The organism is Streptacidiphilus sp. EB103A, from assembly GCF_041261405.1.
In the GTDB taxonomy this organism is placed as follows: Bacteria; Actinomycetota; Actinomycetes; order Streptomycetales; family Streptomycetaceae; genus Streptacidiphilus.
Window position 1 is genome coordinate 159573 of record NZ_JBGCAQ010000021.1, and the last position, 19645, is coordinate 179217.

The following is a 19645-nucleotide window of genomic DNA, read 5'->3' on the forward strand; positions in this document are numbered from 1 at the left end:
GTGTGCGGCTCGCACACATGCCCGCGGAGAAAGCTGCTCGTCGCGACGGGGATCCGGGACCGGATGCACAAACCATTGTTAGGTAAGGCTTCCCTGGCCTATGTTTCTCCTGTGTGAGCCCCAGGGGCTGAGTTGACGGCCCGTCCGCGTGGAACTGGAGTACCTGTGGTGCGTAGAACTGTACGTCCCGTCCTGGCGCTGTGCGCCGTATCCCTCTCCCTGGCCGTGGCGGGGTGCGGCAGCTCAGCGGCGCCCGCCGCGACGAGTGCCGCGGGTGCGCCGGCGGCGGCCGGCGGGTCGCTCGCCGGTCAGTCGCTGACGGTCTACTCCGGGCAGCACCAGCAGACCGTGCAGGTACTGGTGAAGGACTTCGAATCGCGCACCGGGGTGAAGGTTCAGCTCCGTTCCGGCGACGAGGCGGAGCTGGCCAACCAGATCCTGCAGGAGGGAAAGGCGTCACCCGCGGACGTGTTCTACGCGGAGAACCCGCCGGCGCTGACCAACCTGGAGGAGCGCGGCCTGCTCGCGCCGGTCGACACCAAAACCCTGCAGGCGGTGTCCGCGAGCGACAGCTCGGCCAGGAGCGACTGGGTCGGGGTCTCCGCGCGCACGGCGGCGTTCGTGTTCAACACCGACAGGATGTCGGCCTCGTCCGCGCCGACCTCCGTCCGTGACCTGGCCGGAGCCGCCTGGAAGGGGAAGCTGGGGATCGCTCCGAGCGAGACGGACTTCGCGCCGATCATCACCCGGATGATCGCGAGCGACGGGCAGGCCGCGGCCAAGACGTGGCTGGAGGGACTGAAGGCCAACGCCAAGGTCTACAACAGCAACGAGGACCTGGTGGCCGCGGTGAACCGGGGCGAGGTCGCCGGCGGGGTCATCGACCACTACTACTGGTACCGGCTGCGGGACGAGCAGGGCGCGGGCAAGGTACACAGCGCACTGCACTACTTCACTCCGGGCGACCCGGGCGCGCTGGTCGACGTCTCGGGCGCGGCCGTGCTGTCCGCGAGCAAACACCAGTCCGCTGCCCAGGCCTGGCTCACCTACCTGACCAGCACTCCGGCGCAGACCATCATCGCCACCTCGCAGAGCTACGAGTACCCGCTGGCCGCCGGTGTGCAGAACACCAAGGTCTCCCAACCGCTGGCCCAGGTCGGCACGGTGGCGTCGCCCGGCGAACTCGGCGACGGCAAGCAGGCGTTGCAACTGCTGCAGGACGCCGGCCTGCTGTGAGCATTCTCAACCGCCCGGTGGGGCAGGGCCTGACGCCGATGCCGCGATTGCCGCGGTGGCGCGCACCCCGCACCCTTCCGACACTTCCGCTGCTGGTCACGGTCGTCATCGCGGTGGTGGCCTCACCACTGGTCTTCATCGTCGTGCAGGCCGGGCAGGCCGGCCTGGACCAGGCCCAACGCCTGCTGGGGCGGCCGCTGATCGCCACGCTGCTGTGGCACACGGCGAGTCTGGCCGTCGTCGTCACGCTCGGCGCGGTGACACTCGGATTCGCCGCCGCCTACCTGGTCGAACGCACCGACCTGCCGGCCCGCAGGTGGTGGACCGTCCTGCTGGCGATGCCGCTGGCGGTACCGGAGTTCGTCCACGGCTACTCCTGGGTCTCGCTCTTCCCCCAGGTCCAGGGGTACTGGGGCGCGGTACTGGTGATGACCTCCTCGCTGTATCCGCTGGTGTTCCTGCCGGTGGCCGCGACCCTGCGCCGGTTCGACGCCTCCGCCGAGGAGGTGGCCCGCAGCCTGGGCCACGGACGCTGGGTCACCCTGTGGCGCGTCACCGTGCCGCTGACCCGGCCCGCCCTGGCCGGCGGGGCGCTGCTGGTCTCGCTGTACCTGCTGGGGGAGTACGGGGCGTTCGCCATGCTGCGCTACACCACCTTCGCCACCGCCATCTTCACCGAGTACCAGCTCGGATTCGACGCGGCCTCCGCCTCCCTGCTGACCCTGGTGCTGTGCGCCCTCGCGCTGCTCCTGGTCACCCTCGACGCCCGTACCGGGCGGCGCGGCCGCCTGGTACGCCAGGGTGCCACCGCGCGCCCCGGCCCGCCCATCGCCCTGGGCCGCTGGAAAGCCCCGGCCCTGATCGGCGTGACCGCGCTGGCCGCCACCGCGCTCGGCGTACCGCTGTTCGCGCTGGGCTACTGGCTCCTGCGCGGCAGCTCCACCACCCTGCCGCCCGCCTCCATCCTCGGCGCCGCGACCACCACACTCGGCTACGCGCTGACCGCGGCCGCGGTCGCCACCGCCGCCGCGGTTCCGGTGGCGCTCTACTCCTGGCGGCGCGACAACCGCCTTGCCCGGGCCGCCGAACGCACCGCCTACCTGACCCGGGCGCTGCCCGGCATCGCGATCGCCCTGTCGATCGTCTTCTTCGCCGTCCGCTACGCCCAACCGCTGTACCAGCAGCCACCGCTGCTGGTGGGCGGATACGTGATCCTCTTCTTCCCGCTCGCGCTGACCGCGGTGCGCGCCTCGCTGGCCCAGGTGCCGCCCGGAGTCGAGGAAGTCGCCCGCTCCCTGGGCACCCGGCCCCTGCTCGTTCTGCTGCGGGTCACCGTGCCGCTGATCGTTCCCGGCCTGGGCGCCGCCGCCGCGATGGTCGCCCTGACCGCCAGCACCGAACTGACGGCCACCCTGCTGCTGTGCCCGACCGGGACGCAGACCCTGGCAACCCAGTTCTGGGCCTACACCACCGGAATGGCCTATGGCGCCGCAGCCCCCTACGCCGCCCTCATGGTCGCCCTGTCCGCACCCGCCGTCCTCCTCCTCACCCGCCGTACCCTCGGCCCCCACCGGATCGGAGACGCCTCGTGAGCGGTCTGTCCATCACCCACCTGCACGCGACGCACGGCCGTACCCCCGTCCTCAACGGTCTCGACCTCACGGTGCCGGACGGGACGCTGGCCTGTGTGCTCGGCCCCTCCGGCTGCGGCAAGAGCACCCTGCTGCGGGTCATCGCCGGCTTCCACGCCGCCAGTGCGGGACACCTCGCCCTCCGCGGGCGCACCCTCGACGACGGCCGCACACCGCTTCCCGCCGAGCGGCGCCACATCGGCTACGTGCCCCAGGACGGCGCCCTGTTCCCGCACCTCACCGTCGCCGGCAACATCGGCTTCGGCCTGCCGCGCAACGCCCGCCGCGAACGCGTCATCGAGATGCTCGACCTCGTCGGGCTCGACGGCCTGGCCGACCGCCACCCGCACCAGCTCTCCGGCGGGCAACAGCAACGCGTCGCCCTGGCCCGCGCGTTGGCCCCGCGCCCCGAACTCCTGCTCCTCGACGAACCCTTCGCAGCCCTGGACGCGGCGCTGCGGACCGAACTGCGCGCCGAGGTCGCCGCCACCCTGCGACGGGCGGGTGCCACCGCGATCCTGGTCACCCACGACCAGGACGAGGCCCTCTCCTTCGCCGACACCATCGCCGTCATGCGCCACGGCCGCATCGCCCAGACCGGATCCCCCCACACCCTCTACCACCGGCCTGCCGACCCCGACGTCGCCCGCTTCCTCGGCGAGGTCAACCTGCTGCCCGCCCTGCTGCGCGACGGCACGGCCGGCACCGCCCTCGGTAACGTGCCCCTCACCACCGACACCCCCGGTACCGGACGTACCACCGTCATGCTCCGACCCGAACAACTGCGGCTGACCACCACCGCGCCCGCACCCACGGCCGTGCGGGCGCACGTCCTGCACTGCGTCTTCCGCGGCCACGACCACCGCCTCGAACTCGCCCCTGACCCCCACCCGGACCTCCCCGACCGCCTCGTCGCCTACACCGACGACGCCCCACCCCCGCCGGGCACCCCGCTCTACCTCACCCTCCGCGGCACAGCGCACCCCGTCGGCCCGCTCGAAGAACCCGAACCCCTCGCCGAACCCCTCGCAGAGCCGCGCGCCGAACCGGCCGACGATCACTCCCATGCCGTGCAGGCACCGACACGCTGACCTCTACGCGCTCAGGCGGGGAGGGTCGCCGCGAGCGCGTCCAGCGCGGAGCCGATCCGCTGCGCGCCGGCATCGCTGAGCTGGCCCCCTTTCTGCAGGTCGGCCAAGCGGTGGCGCAGATCGGCGATCTCGTGGGCGGGGTTGCCGTCGCGCCCCTTGGCGAGTTGCCGGGAGAGGTTCCCGAGGCGGTTGCGCACGTCCTGGGCGGCGTCGGCGTCGATCTCCCCGGCGTTCTGCGCCTCGGCGACGGCACGCTGCAAGGCGTCGAAGGTGCCCTGTCCGGTCTGCGCGGCGTCCGGCGAAGGGGCGGTGCTCGCGGTGGTCGCGGGTGAGCTGGGCTGCGGCGACGTACGGGCGGGCGACACGCTCGCGGGCGGTGTACTGCGGGCCGAGGCATGGTCGGCGGGCGAGCCCGCGGCGAGTACATACCCCGTCAGACCCGTTGCGGCGAGCGCCGCCAGGACGAGTGCGGCGGCGCGTCGCCCGCCCAGGCGGTCGACCCACTGCAGCGGGCCGGTGGGCGCCGGGCCCTTGCCGGCCGGCGACAGGGCGGGCAGCCGGACGGTCCTGGCCGAAGACGCGCGGCCGACGCGCGCGAGTCGGTCGCGGGCCGCGCCTGCGTCGGTGGGGCGCTGGTCGGGGTCCTTGGCCAGCAGGTCGAGCACCAGCTCCTCCAGGCCGGCCGGAATCTCGGGACGCAACTGCCGTGGCGGAACGGGCGGTTGGTGCACGTGCTGGAAGAGGATGGCCATCGGGTCCTCGCCCTCGAACGGGGGCTGCCCGGTGAGCATGGCGTACAGGACGCAGCCGAACGCGTACAGGTCGGTGCGCGGGTTGGCCCGGCCGCCGGTGGCCTGTTCGGGGGCCATGTAGCTGCTGGTGCCGACGACGGTGGCGGTGGAGGTGAGCGCGGCGCGCGCCGAGGCGGTGGTGCGGGCGATGCCGAAGTCGACGACCTTCACGGTGCCGTCCGTGGTCAGCAGCAGGTTGGCGGGCTTGATGTCGCGGTGCACCACCCCGGCCCGGTGCGCGGCTTCCAGGGCCGCGCAGACCTGGTCGGCGATCGAGACGGCGCGTGCGATCGGGAGGGGGCCGCGGCCGAGCAGCGCGTGCAGGTCGGTGCCCTCGACCAGCTCCATGACCAGGAACGGCACGCCGTCGTCCACCCCGGCGTCGAAGAGGGTGACGATGTTCGGGTGGTCGAGGCCGGCGACGGTGAGCGCCTCCTGCGTGAACCGCGCCACGGCGGAGGCATCGCTCCAGGCGCCCTCGGCCAGCATCTTGACGGCCACCGCGCGGTCCAGCACCTCGTCGTGGGCGCGCCAGACGGTGGCCATGCCCCCGCTGCCCAGGGACTCGGTCAGCCGGTACCGTCCGGCCACTGATCGCTCGAACATGCCGAACATTATTCAGCCGACTGCCGGATTCGGGGGCCGATGGCGTGAGCCCGCACCGGACCCACGCAGCTGGATCCGCATAAGTGTTCAACACGGCTGAACTTTCAACATGTTGGTGCGCGGATCGGGCCGGAGCAGGCGTTCGTCGCCAGGTACCCGTCGCGCCGGCTTCACCAGGCCGTTGAGGGCTCATCGGATGCATGGGAAGGGGGCTCCCCTGTTCACGGGGAGCCCCCTTCAGTCATGCGTGGTCACGCGGCACCCGTTGGTGGGTGCAGCGCGGCCGAGGCCAAGACATCGCCTGCCCTCCCGTCCGCCCCCCGCGCGGCCGGGTGAACCTGCGTCTGCGTGTCAGGGGTTGATGGGGCCGTAGGCGGCGGTGAGGTACTCCAGACAGCTGTTGGTGTTGGGGCCGGCCTGGCCGTCGATGCCCTGCGAGCAGGGCGAGTCGGTCTGGAACTTCTTGACCCAGGCCTCGGTGTTCGGCCCGAAATTGCCGTCCACGGTCAGCGTGGAGCTGCCGTAGTACGCGTTGATGCCCCTCTGCAGCAGCTTCACGCAGTAGTCGCCGTTGTCGCCGTAGGCCAGATTGTGGTTGGGGACCAACTGCGAGAACAGCAGGGCGTTGTTCTTGTAGTACACCAAGGTGCAGTTGGTGGAGGAGTACGCGGGGGTGGCCGCGTTCGCGGTGGGCGCCACGGCGAGTCCGCCGCCGGCGAGAGCGACCGAGGCGAGTCCGAGGGCAAGCCGCTTGGTGATGACCTTCATGAGCGCGGGCTCCTTCTGTGCGTGGGTTGCTGAGCCACCGCGCCGTCGACGGACGTGAGGATCCGGGCCGTCGGGCGGTGCGGTTCCGATCTTGGGGGCGGCGGCCGTCGGCGCACCACACCCGGCCGCCGGGTGACGAGATTGTGGGACATCGAAGCTCTGACCTGCTGTTCTCTTGTCCCGGATGACGGTGGGACGGGCCGGGCGGCGAGGTGATCCGATCCGCGAAGACCACGGTTCGCGCGCGGCCACGCGCCGGACGAGCGACGCGTACCGACAGCCGACATGGGTGTGGGCCCCCCCCGGGGGGGGGCCCACACCCATGTCGTTCCCTGACCCCGAGACGCCTGGCTACTCGTCGCCGTGGCGCGGGCGCAGGGCGAGGGCGGGGAGGACCGCGGTGAGGGCGAGTCCGACGGCGGCGAGAGCAGCCACTGTGGTGAAGCCCAGGTCGTAGGCGTGTTGCGCGGCACTGAGGATCTCCTGCGCTGCGGGTCGGCCTAGTTGGTCGCCGACGTCCTGGGCTCCGCCGAACGACTGCTCGACCGTGGCCCGGCGGTCCGGGCTCAGGCCGGGGAGGACGGGAAGTGCCAGCCGGTACGTCGCCGTCAGGACGGTGCCCAGTACGGCCACGCCCAGGCCGGCGCCGAGTTCGAAGGAGGTCTCCTGGATCGCGGCGGCCTCCCCGGAGCGTTCGGGCTGGGCGGCACCCATGATGGAGTCGGCGCCCAGGGTCATGACGACGCCCGCCCCGGTTCCGGCCGCCAGCATCGGGCCGATGAGCGAGCCGTACTGTCCGGTGCTGCCCACCAGTGCCAGTACCGCCAGGGCGGCCGCGAAGAGGGTGAGCGCTCCGGTCAGGGACCAGCGGTTGCCCCAACGGGCCGACAGCCAGGGCGCGGTGGTCGCCCCGACGGCGTTGGCGGCGGCCAGGGGCATCAGGGCCAGGCCTGCCGTCAGCGGGGAGTAGCCCCCGACTTGTTGCAGCCACTGGGTGAGGAAGAACAGCAGGGCGATGTAGCTTCCGAAGCCGCTGATGACGCACACGGTGGCGGTGGAGAAGCGGCGGTCGGCGAAGAGGGCGAAGTCCAGCAGGGGTTCGGCCAGACGGCGCTGTCGGCGTATGAAGAGGTAGAGCAGCAGCGCGCCGCCGAGGCCGGTGAGGAGGATGGCCGCATCCACGTTCAGGTGCTCGCCGGCCTGGTTGAGCGCATACACGACGCCGGCCAGGCCGGTGATGGACAGGGCGACACTGGCCAGGTCCCAGCGGCGTGGGGTGGGGTTCCTCGACTCCGGAATGACACGGGCTCCGATGGCGAGGATCACCAGGACCATCGGTACGTTGACGAGGAAGACGGCGCCCCAGCCCCAGCGTTCGGTCACCAGGCCGCCCAGCAGGGGGCCGATGGTCGCGCCCACGCTGTGGGCTGCGGTCCACAGGCCGATGGCGACGGCGCGTTCACGCCCGTCGGTGAAGACGACCCGGATGATGGCGACGGTGGACGCCATGATCATTGCGGCGCCGATGCCGAGTGCGACCCGGGCTGCGATCAGTTCGGCGGGCGTCGTGGAGAACGCGGCTGCGGCGGACGCAAGGCCGAACACCGCGAAGCCGCCGAGCACCATGCGTCTGCGGCCGATGCGGTCGCCCAGCGTTCCGCAGGTCACCAGGAGGGAGGCGAGAGTGAGCGAGTAGACGTCGACGATCCAGAGCAGTTGCACGCCGCTGGGGTGCAGTTCCCTGCTCATGCTGGGGACCGCGACGTGGAGCACCGTCAGGTCGATTCCGCAGAGCAGCAGACTGGTGGACAGGACCGCCAGGACCGCCCAGCGCCGCTGGTACGGTCCTGGGCTCTCCACGGGCGGCGCGACGGGTACGAGCGCCCCGCTGTTCCGCATACTCGCACTATGTGTCACTACTGATTTTCCTCACAAGTATGGTCATTCACCCAGCGCATGCTCACCAGGCAGCTTCGGGAGTTGGAGGCGTGTCTGGGGCCGCTGGTACCGCGACACGCACGGTGGTTCGCCGCGCGCCCGGCCCGAGCCGGAAGTCAGAACTCCCTGAGGTTCTCCTTCAGTGTGTTGCCCGGGCTGTAGACCGAGCGGGTCAGGCCACGGCGTTGGAGGGCCGGGACGAGCCCGTCGGTGACTTCCGCGATGTAGCGGCGGTTCAGCCTCAGCAGGGGTGTGGTGAGCATGAAGCCGTCGCCGCCCACCTCCTCCATGACCTCGCCCATACGTTCGGCGACCTGGTCCGGTGTACCGACCAGGTCCACCGAGGAGACCAGTCCGCCGGCGCCGTCCACGACCAGTTCCCGCAGGGTCTTGCCGCTGCCCCACTGCTGGAACTTGTCGAGCGAGCCCTGTTCGCCGTTGGTCTCCAGTTTGTGGGGCAGCGGCTGGTCGAGATCGAACCGGGCGAAGTCGATCTCGGTGAGTGCGGAGGTCTGGGCGAGGATGTCCTGGATGAACTCCGGGGAGGACACCATCCGGGCCTGCTTGTCGCGGGCGTCCTGTTCCGTCTCTCCCAGCACGGGCGTGACGCAGAACAGCACCTTGATGTCGTCCGGGTCGCGGCCGAAGTCGTGCGCGTGTTTGCGGACGTCCTCACGGAACTGCCGCATGCTCCGGACCCCGTTGGCGATGGCGATGATCGAGTCGGCGTTGCGGGCAGCGAAGACGCGCCCGCGCGGTGAGGCGCCGGCCTGGACGAACGCCGGGCGGTGCTGCGGCGAGGGCACGGTGTTCAGCGGGCCGCGCACACGGAAGTACTTGCCCTGGAAGTGGATCGGGCGGACCTTGGTGTGGTCGGCGTAGACGCCCTTCTCCCGGTCCAGGACCACGGCGTCGCTGTCCCAGGAAGCGAAGAGCTGCTTGACCACGTCGACGTACTCATCGGCCATCTCGTAGCGCACGTGCCGCGGGGGCAGCTCGTCCATGCCGAAGTTCTGCGCCGCCAGGTTCTCGGCGCTGGTGACGATGTTCCAGCCGAAGCGCCCCGCGAGCATGCTGTCCATCGTCGAGGCCAGGCGCGCGGTCATGAACGGCGGGTACGCCAGGGTGGACAGGGTGGCGACGATCCCCAGCCGCGAGGTGGCCAGGCCCATGGCCACGGCCAGTGGTACGGGATCGTGTTTGGGCACGACCATGGCCTGCTTCAGAGCCGCCTGCGAGGAGCCGCCGTAGCTTTCCGGGACCATCAGCTTGTCCTCGATGATCACGTAGTCGAAACAGGCGCGCTCCAGGGCCTGGGCGACCTCGGTGTGGAACGTTCCGTCCCACGGCGACCCCCCGGTGCCGAAGGGCCCCTGCCAGTCGTCGGGCGTGAAGTTGAAGATGAAGGCGAGGTGGAACTTACGCGTCACGCGTCTTCCTTCCCGTGCTTCCCGCGTCGAGATCGACAGCCGCTGCACGCCGGTCCGGTCGAGAGCGGGCGAACAGCAGGCCGTCTCCCGCACGCACCATGTCGACCGCCTGCGCGACCACGTGGTGGAACAGCTTCTCCCCCAACGCGGCGCTCGACCCTGAAGTCGGCGACAGGATTCCGTGGTTGGTGGTCTGCTGTACGTCGATGGGATGCAGGTACACCCCGCTGCGGGGCGGGTGGTCGTGGTCGGGCCTGCTCTCGCCCACCAGGTCGGGGCGCAGGTACAGCATCAGGCTCGTCTCGGTCAGCCCGGCGTGCTCCGCGTGCCAGCCGGGGAACGCGGCGAACTCGGCGGCCAGCCAGGACTCCTGGACCAGACTCCACCAGCTGAAGGCGAAGATCTCCTTCTCCTCGGCCAGGCCCTCCTGCCGTACCTGGTCCAGGGCCTCGAAGATGAACGGCTCGTTCTCATAGTGCCCGTTGACCACGATCAGGCGCAGGAACGGCAGCCCGAGCAGTGACCTGAGGGTCTCGCGGAGGAACCGGATCAGCGTGTCGCCGTTCACGTACAGGGTGCCCGGGAAGGACAGCCCGCCCCCGCTCTGCGGCAGCGAGCGGGCTCCGATGGACTGCGTGGGGAGAGTGAACCCGCCCAGCTCGGCGGAGATCTGACGGGCGAACTCCTCGGCGAGCACCGAGTCCACCGACAGCGGCAGGTGCGGTCCGTGCTGTTCGGTGGCCCCGATCGGCCAGAGCAGGGTACGAGCCGCGGTGACCTGCCCTGGGACCTGCGGGCTGGTGAGATCCGCGAAAGAGCGGACTGTCTCCTGCTCGTGGCCGCTCATGCGGTGGCCTGGACCGACCGGCCGGCGCTGTCGGCGGTTTCGGCGGTTTCGGACAGGATGCGCTCCAGGGTGGCGAACATGTCGGTGTGCAGAGCCGTGTACACCTGGGCGACATTCGCGCCGACCGCAAGGTAGTCCGCCACGTCCCGGCCCGAGGCGACGCCTCCGCACCCCAGGACGGGAACCTCGAACCTGTGCTTGCGCAACCGCCAGATGGCCGCGAGGACCAGGGGTTTGATGCCGGGGCCGGAGTAGCCGAACACGCCGCCCAACTCCAGAGTCCCGGTCTCCGCGGACACCGCAGCTCCTGAGATCGAGTCGCTCACCGTCACAGCGTCGGCCCCACCGGCTATCGCGGCGCGCACCCGGTCCTCCAGCCCTTCGCCGATTGCCAGTTTCACCGAGAAGGGCAGTGACGTGTGGCTCCGCGTCGCCGAGGCGTAGGCGAATACCCGGTCCGGGTTGTCGTCGAGGCCGGTCTCCTCGTTCAGGCAGGAGATGCCCAGTTCGAGGGCCCGGCAGCCGGTCCCCTGCACCTGCGCCGCGAGGACACCCAGTTCCGCGGGGGAGTCGGCATGCACCGACGCGATGACCGGGAGATCGTCACGGGCGAACGAGCTGAGTACGTTCAGCCAGTGGTCGACCGGGCGCTTCGAGTACGTGGTGCTGTTGATCATGCCCACGGGCAGCCGCAGGATCCGCTCGTCCAGGTCCGTCGGCGGGTTGGGGTGAATGGTCTTGGTGACCACGGCACCCGCTCCGTTCGCCAGGAGTTTGCGGATATTTCGCTCCTGGTCCGTCAGCAGCCCGGATCCCACGACCACAGGGTTGTCGATGGTCAGGCCCAATATGTCGATGCCGGACACATTTTCCTCCGCAAGGGGTGTCGATGACAGGGACAACCGAATATCAGGGTTCCGGGGTCATGCGGAAACAGCTGCATGGAGAGCTTCCTGCTGCTGTTCAGTAGCCAGCAGGACGGCCTCGACCAGTAGCGTCGGCTTCTCGATGAATTCATCGAAGTCGATGACCTGTACAGCGCCTACGCGGTGCAGCCCCTTCAGGAGGTGGCTCGCCGACTCGGCGAACGGCTGCTTGGTGATAACGACGATGGGACGGCCCATGGCGGTGGCCCAACCGAGTTCCACGTGTGTCCCGTCGGTGCGGCGCAGCGTTTCCCCCTCCAGCAGGGGAAGGACAGGAACGAAGACGTCGCACTTCTTCATCCACCGAAAGTCACGGACCGAGACCTGATCGGGTGTGAAGGCAGCGGTCTCCGCGCCGAACTTCTCCACCATATGGGCGGAGAAAATATTTCCGCCGTTTTCCTTGACGATGCCGATCGCCCTTGAGATGGCATCCTGCAGGTGGCCGACGAATCCGTTCGGCAGGATCGCGTGCTGGATCGGGCCGCCGACGAAGACGTCCAGACCGGTCAGGGCGCCGGGCTGATGGTTGGTGGTTTCCACTGCTGTACTCCTACATGGATGGAACCGAACACGGCTCTGATCAGGGGACATGGTCTGCGATCCGCGCGTAGTGCCCCCGGTGGTACAGCAGCGGGCGGCTGCCGGGGGCCACGTCCAGCCAGCGCACGTCCCCCCTGACGATGAGGTGGTCGCCGCCGTCGTACGAGGCGTGCACCGCGCAGTCGATCCAGGCGGCGGCTCCCCGCAACATGGGTGAACCACTTGGCGTGTGCGTCCATTCGACACTGCTGAACTTGTCGCCGCCGGAATGGGCAAACCCTTCGCTGAGCCCGGCTTGGTCCTCCGCGAGGACATTGACGCAGAATCGACCGACCGCGCTGACCATCGGCCAGGTCGTTGACGACCGGCTTGGACAGACGATTACCTGTGGCGGCTTCAGTGAAAGGGAGGAGAATGCCTGACAGGTGAATCCGACCGGCCCATGGCTCGTCATGGCGGAAACGACAGAGACACCCGAACAAAAATGACCCAGTGCGGCACGGAAAGATTCGGCAGTAATCTCACCGTACAACGCTACGGAATAAATCTCCTCCGACACAACCTACCCCCCTCCCATGTGCACGCCGGTGGGCTACTGCTTGACGAACACCTAAGCGAGAGTGGCAGCGTCGACGGGGAGCGTCAACAGGGGCCGACGGGTTGGCCGAATCCAGGACGAGGATCGACCGGAGTCGAAAAATGGTGTCCGACCATGCGATTCATGCTGCCGACTCCTCCGACCACGCACATATTCGCCCGACGCGAACTGGCCGAAAAGATGCACCGCCCACGTCCTTCAGCAGATCGAGTTCGGATATGGGGAGGAGCGCACCCTGCTGCTGCAGGTCATCACCACCCGACACATCGTCATTTCCGCTGCCGTCCGGTGAGGGTGCGCAGGGTCCGGGCGGAGGGTGAGCCGGGGTCGGCGGTGATCAGGACGACTTCCTGGTCGTCCTCGGGCACGAGCAGCACGTCGCAGTTCAGCCGTAGTCTGCCCGCCTCCGGGTGGTCGACGGTCTTGGTGCGGTGACCGGGTGCGTGGACCGGACGGGTCTCCCAGATCTGACGGAACTCCTCGCTGCCGGCCCGCAGTTCGGCCAGCAGGGCGGTGAGCTCCGGGTCGTGCGGGTAGCGGTCCGCGGACCGCCGCAGCCGTGCCACCACGATGTGTCCGAACTCCTCAGCGCTGGAGCTCAGGTGCATGCGTCCCTGGCCGAGGAAACGGCGGCGGGCCAGATTGGTCGTCCCCTGTCCCAGGTCGCCGCCCAGCAGGTGCTGCGCGAGGGGGTTCCACGCGACGACGTCGTAGGCCGGGTCGGTGACGATCGCGCCGGTCTCCGGCAGCCGCCACAGCAGTCCGGCTACGTGCGGGCGAACCTGCCGCACGGCGCGTGCTGTGGGCAGCGCGGACATTCCGGCCAGGCGGAAGAGGTGACTGCGTTCGGCCGGTGCGAACCGCAGAGCCTGGGCGAGCCCCTCCAGGATCCGGGGCGAGGGCCGGGGGCCGCGGGCCTGCTCCAGCGGCCTGGTGATCATGCCGGGTATGGGCGGGTGCTCAGGGAGCGGAGTCGGCGACCGTGGGGCTGAGTGCGTAGGCGCGGGAGGGGGACATGGAGCCGTAGCCGGGCAGGGTGACCACGTCGTTGTAGGTGCTGACCTGGGCGCAGCCCTTGGTGTCGTTGGCGGTCTGCGCGTGTGCGTTGTTCAGGGCGGCCTTGGTGTTGGCCGTGCTGGGGGTCGTGGTGCTGCCGGGGAAGGTCACCCCGGACTTCCAGTCGGTACCGATCGTCAGCACGATACCGGAGCCGCTGCCCTGCTTGAGCGCGGAGGATTTCAGACCGAGGGTCTTGGCGACGGCCTGGGCCTCGGCGCTCTTACCCGCCGGGTAGGTCAGGGTGGTCGAGGTGGCTGCGTTGCCGGTGACGGCTGAGGTCTGCTTGCTGTAGCCCTTGCTGATCAGGGAGTTGGCGACGGCGCCGGCGCGGCCGGTGATCCCGGTGCCGTTCTCGACCTTGACGGCCACGGACCCGGTGTCCACTGCGGCAGCAGTGGTGGCGGCGGCGGAAGCGCTCGCGCCGGCTGTGCTCGACGCGGTACTGGTGCTGGTGCTGGCGCCGGCGGTGAGCGACTGGTCGTTGGCGATGGTGTCGAAGAGGGTCTGTGCCCCCGGGGCTATGACCACCCGCGCGCTGTTGGTGGGGTCGGGCTGGGTCTGCATGGTGGTGAAGGTGATGCGGCTGGTGGGGACCTTGCTCAGGTCCAGGGCCAGCGAGGTCAGCTTGACGACGCTGCCCAGACCGGTGTCGACGGTCAGCGCCTTGGTCGCGGCGTTGGCCAGGTTGAGCACGGCGACGGGATCGGTCAGGGTGCCGGCGCTCTTCATCTTGCTGATCATCGAGCTGAGGAAGAGGTGCTGGGCGTAGGTGCGGCCCAGGTCGCTGCCGTCGCCGAAGCCGTGGCGGGTGCGGACGAACTCCAGGGCGGCGACGCCCTTGAGGGTGTGCGCTCCCTTGGCGAGTTTGAGGTGGGAGTCCGGGTCGTAGATGTTGTTGCTGACGCAGAGGTTCACCCCGCCCACCGCGTCGGACATGGTGACCACGCCGGAGAAGGTGAGCTTGACGAAGTGGTCGATGGGTATCCCGGTGAGCTGGTGCACGGCCGCCACCTGGCAGCTGGGGCCGTAGTTCAGGGCACTGTTGATCATGTCGGTGCGGGTGCCGACGCTGGTGTTGTTCGCGCTGTCGGTGCAGGCCGGCAGAGCGGTCTCCAGGTCGCGCGGGATGCTCATCACAGTGGCGCTGCTGCGGTCGGCGGATATGTGCACGACCATCTCCACGTCGGCGCGCTCGCCGCCGCCGCTCCCGCAGTCGCCGCCGAGCTTGCAGTCGGCCGCGGTCAGCCGCCCGTCCGAGCCCATCACCAGGATGTTGATCGGAGTACGGCCGAAGGCGTCCGGCTTCTCCGTCCCGGCGCTGGTGGGGTTGTTCGACTGGGTCAGGGCGGCGGTGGTCAGGTTGCCGTTGAGCTTCTGGTACTCGTAGTAGGCTCCGCCTGCACCGACGACCAGCAGACCCCCGGTGGCCAGAGCCGTGATCTTCAGGGCCTTGCGGCGGCCACCCTTTCGCCCCTTGCGCGCGGCAGCCCGGCCGCCGGGCACAGGCGCTGGACCGCGATCCCGCCGTCCGGCTGAACGCCCTGTCATCGTCACATCCTCGAGAAGTCCCGCGGGGTCCCGTCCTGTCAGAAGATCTGGACGCGATTCCCGTGCGGCCGGTTACATGATTGCGCAACGTAGCAAGCCTTTGTGAGAACCAGCTGGGAACCATCGGGACGCCTGTGCATCGGGGGGAACGATCCTCACCGCCGGTTTACGCCGAGGCTGGTATCAAAGAGGGCGGGCAGGCACTCGAGGTGCCCGCCCGCCCCGGTAACTGACCACAGGACCTTGCGCATGACGACGGAATCCGCACCCCAGGACGACGCCTGGGACAACGTTGTTCTCGATGAGGCGTTCACCCGCGCCGCGCCGGCACATGAGCCCTCCGCCCGGGCCCGGATGCTCAGCGCCCGCTGGAAGCGCGAGGCACCCCAGCCCCAGCCCTGGCGCAGCGACAAACCCCCAGCCGGATGGTTCTGGAGCAGGGCCCGCACTCGGCGACGCCACCGCCAGGGCGGGTGACCTGCCCGAACTGCGGCCCGAACCGCTGGGGGTCTCACCCCGGGAACCCGCCGAAGCCTGACCGCGTCAGGCGATGTCGTAGATGCTGTGCTCACTCAGATCGGGTGAATGACGAGCCACGGTTCGGTAGTCGGCGTCGTCGTGAAGGACCGTCAGCCCGTGGTGCGCGGCGGTGGCCGCAATGCCTTGTAGCTGGTCCGGTCGGCCCGCGCCCGGCGGCGCCACCGCCAGGGCGGGTAGCCTGTCTGAACCGCGGTGGGGCAGTCGTTCTGGGAGCCCGAGCCGCTGCACTGGCTCGGCCTCCAGGGCATGTACGCCGCCTTCGGCACGCCGACCGGACGGAGAGCCGGTCCGGCTCGCCGAGGACCTCGACGGTGGCGCGGATCGCCGACCGCGTCTCCGGCCGCTGAACCCCTTCCCGCTGCTTCCTGCTTTGGAGAACGCCTTGCCGCAGCCCAGCTCCGAACCCGTCCCCTTCGCCCCCGCCGCCCCGGCCGCCCTCGGCGAACGCCCGGTGTGGGACGACCGCACCGGGGAACTCCTCTGGGTCGACATCGACGCGGGCGTTCTGCACAGATACCGCTCCGGCGCCCCGGCGACGGCCCGTGGCTACGCTCCCAGCGTCGGCGCCGTCGCACTGCGGGAGAAGGGCGGCGCGGTCCTCGCCGTCACCGACGGCTTTCTGCTCCTGGACGCCGACGGCGAGCCTGAGGGCCCGGTCATCCGCCCGGCCGGCATGGAGTCCGACCGTTTCTTCAATGACGGCGCCTGCGACCCGGCCGGCCGCTTCCTGGCCGGCACCGCCACTGCCGCCCTCACCCCCGGCGCCGGCGCCCTCTACCGGCTCGACCCGGACGGCACCGTCAGCACGGTTCTGGACCAGGTCACCGAGTCCAACGGCATCGCCTGGAGCCAGGACGGCACCACCATGTACTACGTCGACAGCGGCACCCAGGACGTACGCGCCTACGGCTACGACCCCGCCACCGGCGCCGTGGACCCGTCCCCGTACCGCACCCTCATCACCGTCGACCCCGCCGACGGCACCCCCGACGGCCTCGTCACCGACTCCGAGGGCAACCTCTGGCTCGCACTCTGGGGCGGCTGGGGCCTGCGCCGCTACAGCCCCGACGGCACTCTGCTGGACCACATCCCCTTCCCCGTCAGCGATGTGACCTGCCCCTGCTTCGGTGGCCCGGACCTCCGCGACCTCTTCGTCACCACCTCCCACGGCTACCTCGACCCGGCCCGGCGCGCCCAACAGCCCCTGGCCGGCTCCCTGTTCCAGCTGCGCCCCGGCCCTCAGGGCCTGCCCGCCGCCCGTTACGCCGGCTGACCCCGGCCCGGGCGTCCAGCCCGGACGTTCAGCGGACGATCGCCGTCAGCACGTCGACGCCCAGCTGCTTGAGGCGCTGGACGTCGAGGCGGTGGTGGACGAGTCGGCCGTCCCGGCGCGAGATCAGCAGGTCCGCCTCGCGCAGGCGGGTCAGATGCCGCGAGACCTGCGGGCGCGTCATTCCGGTGCGCCGGGCCAGTTCTGACGTCGTGATGGATTCGTTCACCAGATGCCGGCACAGTGCGAGCCGCGCCGGATCGGCCAGGATCGCCAGGCGGAGCCGGACCTGGGCGAGAGCAGCCGTATTGGCCTGGCCGGCGTTCCCGACCGGGAAGTGCACCACGACGGGGAAGCCCGGGTTGTCCTTCACGATCAGGTGCGGCCACACATGGGCGGACGGCACCAGCAGGCAGCGGCGCCCGCGCAGGTCGACCCGGAGCGGCTGCAGCTTGTCGAAGACGACAGCGGGTGGATCGGTTCGGACGACGGCGTTGGGGCTGAGCGAGGCCAGGGCCTCCGGCAGGGACAGCGTCCGGAGCGTCGCACGGGTCCGGGCGCATTCGGTCTCCAGCCGGTTCCGGACCCGGACCCACTCGGTGTCGAAGAAGTCGGCGGCGCAGCGCGTCAGCAGGTCGAGCAGCCCGGCCCGGGTTCCCTCGGGATCGCTGACGAGCTTGCGGGCGAGCTCGCCCCGGCGGAAGGAGCGCCGCTCGCAGGCGGCGACGTAGGCGTCATGGCGTGCGGGGTCGGCGAGCAGCCCGACCGTGTCGAAGTCGGCTCCGTGGACGGCTTCCGCGGCGGTGTCCGTGAACAGGTCGAGCGGCATGCGCCGCAGCAGGTCGAGTTCGTCGGGCAGGGACTGGCCGAGCGGGAGTCCGGGCGGCAGCAGCAGCCGACAGCGTCGGCGGGCCCACAGCGGCGCATAGCTCTCCAGCGAACTGTGCAGCTCCGCCGGCATGTTGGTGCGGACGAGCCGCAGCCATGGGCGGGTCTCGGGGTGGTGCTCCGGTTCCACCAGCGCGTGCAGGCACGACATCAGCTCGGCGAGGGGCGACAGACCCACCGTGACATAGACGGCACTCGTGCCCTGGAGGGCGATGACCACGGCCATGCGCGGCAGCGTACAGCGGAAATAATGGTTACCGCATCTGCGGTAACCATCGGGTCCCACCACGGTAGGTCGGCCGTAGTCTGCCGAAACCGGTCGACGAACGTACGTCCCGGGGAACCGCGAAGCAGAGGCGGACCGCCGTGCATGACTTTCTCCATACGTTCTTCGACCGTGATGAACTCCTGAAGGCCTTTCCGAGTCTGCTCACCGAAGGCCTCCGGAACACGCTGCTGATCGCGTCCCTGGCGATCGTCCTCGGTGTGGTCCTCGGGGTGCTGCTGGCGATGCTGCTCATCTCGGAGCACCGGCTGGTCCGCCTGCCGGCACGCATCTACGTCGACGTCTTCCGGGGCCTGCCGGCGATCCTCACCGTCAGTCTGATCGGCCTGGGGCTCCCGGCCGCCGGGATACGGCCGTTCGGTCGTGAACCGCTGGGCTACGCCGTACTCGCGATCGGTCTGGTGTCCGCGGCCTACTCGGCCGAGATCTTCCGGTCCGGCATCCAGGCGGTGGCCCCGGGCCAGTTGCAGGCGGCGCGCAGTCTCGGCATGGGCTATCTGACGGCGATGCGGATCGTCGTCGTCCCGCAGGGGGTGCGCAACGTGCTGCCGGCCCTGGCGGGGCAGTTCATCATCGACATCAAGGAGAGTTCGCTGGTCTATCTGCTCGGACTCGGCATGGGCCAGCGGGAGTTGTACTTCATCGCCCAGGAGCAGCAGGCCGCAAGCTACAACTCGTCGGCCCTGGTGGCGGCCGGTGCCTGCTATCTCATGCTGACCGTTCCGCTGACGTATGCGGTGAACCGGCTGGATCTGCGGTTGCGCGCGGGCAGGCTGCGCCCGGAAAGCCCGGACAGCCGCGACTCACTCGATGCCGCCGCGCCCGTGACTGTCGCCGTCCCGACCAGGAAGGTCTGAACGATGCAAGCCGAAACCCTGCCCAACGAGGACAGTTCGGCCTCCACCGCCACGGCGGACGCACCGGCGGTGACCGTACGCGGCCTGCACAAGCGGTTCGGTGCGACCGAGGTGCTGCGAGGAGTCGACCTGGACATCGGGTCCGGCGAGACCGTGTGCCTGATCGGCCGGTCGGGATCGGGCAAGTCCACGCTGCTGCGATGTCTCAACCTGCTCGAACCGCCGACATCGGGCGAGATCCACCTGGGAGCAGACCTGATCACCGGCCCTGGCGTGGACGTCGACGCCGTCCGGGCCCGGGTGGGCATGGTGTTCCAGCACTTCAACCTCTTCCCGCAGATGACCGTGCTCCGGAACGTCGCCACGGCGCTGCGCCACGTCCGGCGCATGGAGAGGGCAGCCGCCGAGGGCGCTGCTATGGCCCAGTTGGAGCAGTTCGGTCTTGCCCCTCTCGCGCACCGACGCCCCGCTCAGCTCTCGGGCGGGCAGCAGCAGCGGGTGGCCATCGCCCGCGCCCTCGCGATGGACCCGGACGTCATGCTCTTCGACGAGGCGACCTCGGCTCTGGACCCGGAACTCGTCAAGGACGTACTCGACGTCATGCGGTCCCTCGCGGCCTCCGGCATGACGATGATCGTGGTGACGCACGAGATCGGCTTCGCCCGGGAGGTCGCCGACCGGGTGGTGTTCATGGACGAGGGCCGTATCGCCGAGTCCGGGCCAGCCCGCAGCACCCTGGAGAAGCCCACGACGCCACGCCTGGGTGAATTCCTGGCCCGCGTGCTCTGAGCC

The 19645-nt window shown here is 70.0% G+C and carries 18 protein-coding genes and 1 pseudogene; 7 read left to right on the forward strand and 12 right to left on the reverse strand.

What is annotated here, in order from left to right:
• Positions 1-168: 168 nt before the first annotated feature.
• The 3 genes from ABH941_RS31350 to ABH941_RS31360 are packed head-to-tail and all read left to right on the forward strand — an operon-like array spanning position 169 to position 3958.
• On the forward strand, positions 169-1236 hold the full coding sequence (locus ABH941_RS31350; protein WP_370132948.1) for an extracellular solute-binding protein: 1068 nt from the start codon (positions 169-171) through the stop codon (positions 1234-1236).
• Entirely contained in the window at positions 1233-2828 is a 1596-nt protein-coding gene (locus tag ABH941_RS31355; protein WP_370132949.1) for an ABC transporter permease, read from the forward strand. Before ABH941_RS31350 ends, ABH941_RS31355 begins: the two co-directional genes overlap by 4 nt.
• Positions 2825-3958 (forward strand): ABC transporter ATP-binding protein, encoded by a 1134-nt coding sequence (locus ABH941_RS31360; protein WP_370132950.1) that lies wholly within the window; start codon positions 2825-2827, stop codon positions 3956-3958. The genes ABH941_RS31355 and ABH941_RS31360 overlap by 4 nt, the downstream gene beginning before the upstream one ends.
• 11 nt (positions 3959-3969) lie before the next feature.
• On the opposite strand, the gene ABH941_RS31365 is transcribed toward ABH941_RS31360, so the two are convergent.
• The 10 genes from ABH941_RS31365 to ABH941_RS31410 form a co-directional block, all read right to left on the reverse strand.
• A complete protein-coding gene (locus ABH941_RS31365) occupies positions 3970-5355 on the reverse strand; it encodes a protein kinase (protein WP_370132951.1) in 1386 nt (461 codons plus the stop codon).
• A 351-nt stretch (positions 5356-5706) separates the two neighbouring features.
• On the reverse strand, positions 5707-6123 hold the full coding sequence (locus tag ABH941_RS31370) for a peptidoglycan-binding protein (protein ID WP_370132952.1): 417 nt from the start codon (positions 6121-6123) through the stop codon (positions 5707-5709).
• Positions 6124-6474: 351 nt separating this feature from the next.
• The gene (locus tag ABH941_RS31375) at positions 6475-8022 is read right to left on the reverse strand and encodes an MFS transporter (protein WP_370132953.1); all 1548 of its coding nucleotides are present in this window, start codon (positions 8020-8022) and stop codon (positions 6475-6477) included.
• 155 nt (positions 8023-8177) lie between these two features.
• Entirely contained in the window at positions 8178-9491 is a 1314-nt protein-coding gene (locus ABH941_RS31380) for an NtaA/DmoA family FMN-dependent monooxygenase (protein ID WP_370132954.1), read from the reverse strand.
• Positions 9481-10338, reverse strand: coding sequence for a creatininase family protein (locus ABH941_RS31385; RefSeq protein ID WP_370132955.1), 858 nt, complete (start codon positions 10336-10338; stop codon positions 9481-9483). The genes ABH941_RS31380 and ABH941_RS31385 overlap by 11 nt, the downstream gene beginning before the upstream one ends.
• The gene (locus tag ABH941_RS31390) at positions 10335-11204 is read right to left on the reverse strand and encodes a dihydroorotate dehydrogenase (protein ID WP_370132956.1); all 870 of its coding nucleotides are present in this window, start codon (positions 11202-11204) and stop codon (positions 10335-10337) included. Before ABH941_RS31390 ends, ABH941_RS31385 begins: the two co-directional genes overlap by 4 nt.
• Positions 11205-11261: 57 nt before the next feature.
• On the reverse strand, positions 11262-11807 hold the full coding sequence (locus ABH941_RS31395) for a nucleoside 2-deoxyribosyltransferase (RefSeq protein WP_370132957.1): 546 nt from the start codon (positions 11805-11807) through the stop codon (positions 11262-11264).
• Between the two features lie 40 nt (positions 11808-11847).
• Positions 11848-12366 carry a flavin reductase family protein gene (locus tag ABH941_RS31400; RefSeq protein WP_370132958.1) on the reverse strand — a complete coding sequence of 173 codons (519 nt, stop codon included), beginning with the start codon at positions 12364-12366 and terminating at the stop codon, positions 11848-11850.
• A gap of 308 nt (positions 12367-12674) precedes the next feature.
• Entirely contained in the window at positions 12675-13346 is a 672-nt protein-coding gene (locus tag ABH941_RS31405) for a transcriptional regulator (RefSeq protein ID WP_370132959.1), read from the reverse strand.
• A 19-nt stretch (positions 13347-13365) separates the two neighbouring features.
• Positions 13366-15012, reverse strand: a complete 1647-nt coding sequence (locus ABH941_RS31410; RefSeq protein WP_370132960.1) for an LCP family protein — start codon at positions 15010-15012, stop codon at positions 13366-13368.
• Between the two features lie 249 nt (positions 15013-15261).
• On the opposite strand from ABH941_RS31410, the gene ABH941_RS31415 reads away from it, so the two are divergent.
• Positions 15262-15489, forward strand: a complete 228-nt coding sequence (locus tag ABH941_RS31415) for a hypothetical protein (RefSeq protein WP_370132961.1) — start codon at positions 15262-15264, stop codon at positions 15487-15489.
• Between the two features lie 66 nt (positions 15490-15555).
• On the opposite strand, the pseudogene ABH941_RS31420 reads toward ABH941_RS31415, so the two are convergent.
• Positions 15556-15672: pseudogene (locus ABH941_RS31420) on the reverse strand (VapC toxin family PIN domain ribonuclease); the annotation flags it as partial.
• Positions 15673-15934: 262 nt separating this feature from the next.
• On the opposite strand from ABH941_RS31420, the gene ABH941_RS31425 reads away from it, so the two are divergent.
• Positions 15935-16825 (forward strand): SMP-30/gluconolactonase/LRE family protein, encoded by an 891-nt coding sequence (locus tag ABH941_RS31425; protein WP_370132962.1) that lies wholly within the window; start codon positions 15935-15937, stop codon positions 16823-16825.
• A gap of 28 nt (positions 16826-16853) precedes the next feature.
• Here ABH941_RS31425 and ABH941_RS31430 read toward each other — a convergent pair whose 3' ends face one another.
• Complete coding sequence (locus ABH941_RS31430; protein WP_370132963.1) at positions 16854-17936, reverse strand: DUF5937 family protein; 1083 nt, start codon at positions 17934-17936, stop codon at positions 16854-16856.
• A gap of 140 nt (positions 17937-18076) precedes the next feature.
• Here ABH941_RS31430 and ABH941_RS31435 point away from each other — a divergent pair, with 140 nt between their 5' ends.
• Together ABH941_RS31435 and ABH941_RS31440 are read left to right on the forward strand one after the other, a co-directional pair.
• Positions 18077-18853: an amino acid ABC transporter permease gene (locus tag ABH941_RS31435; protein WP_370132964.1), complete on the forward strand. Its 777-nt coding sequence runs from the start codon at positions 18077-18079 to the stop codon at positions 18851-18853.
• A 3-nt stretch (positions 18854-18856) separates the two neighbouring features.
• Positions 18857-19642: an amino acid ABC transporter ATP-binding protein gene (locus tag ABH941_RS31440; protein ID WP_370132965.1), complete on the forward strand. Its 786-nt coding sequence runs from the start codon at positions 18857-18859 to the stop codon at positions 19640-19642.
• The last annotated feature ends 3 nt before the right edge of the window (positions 19643-19645 follow it).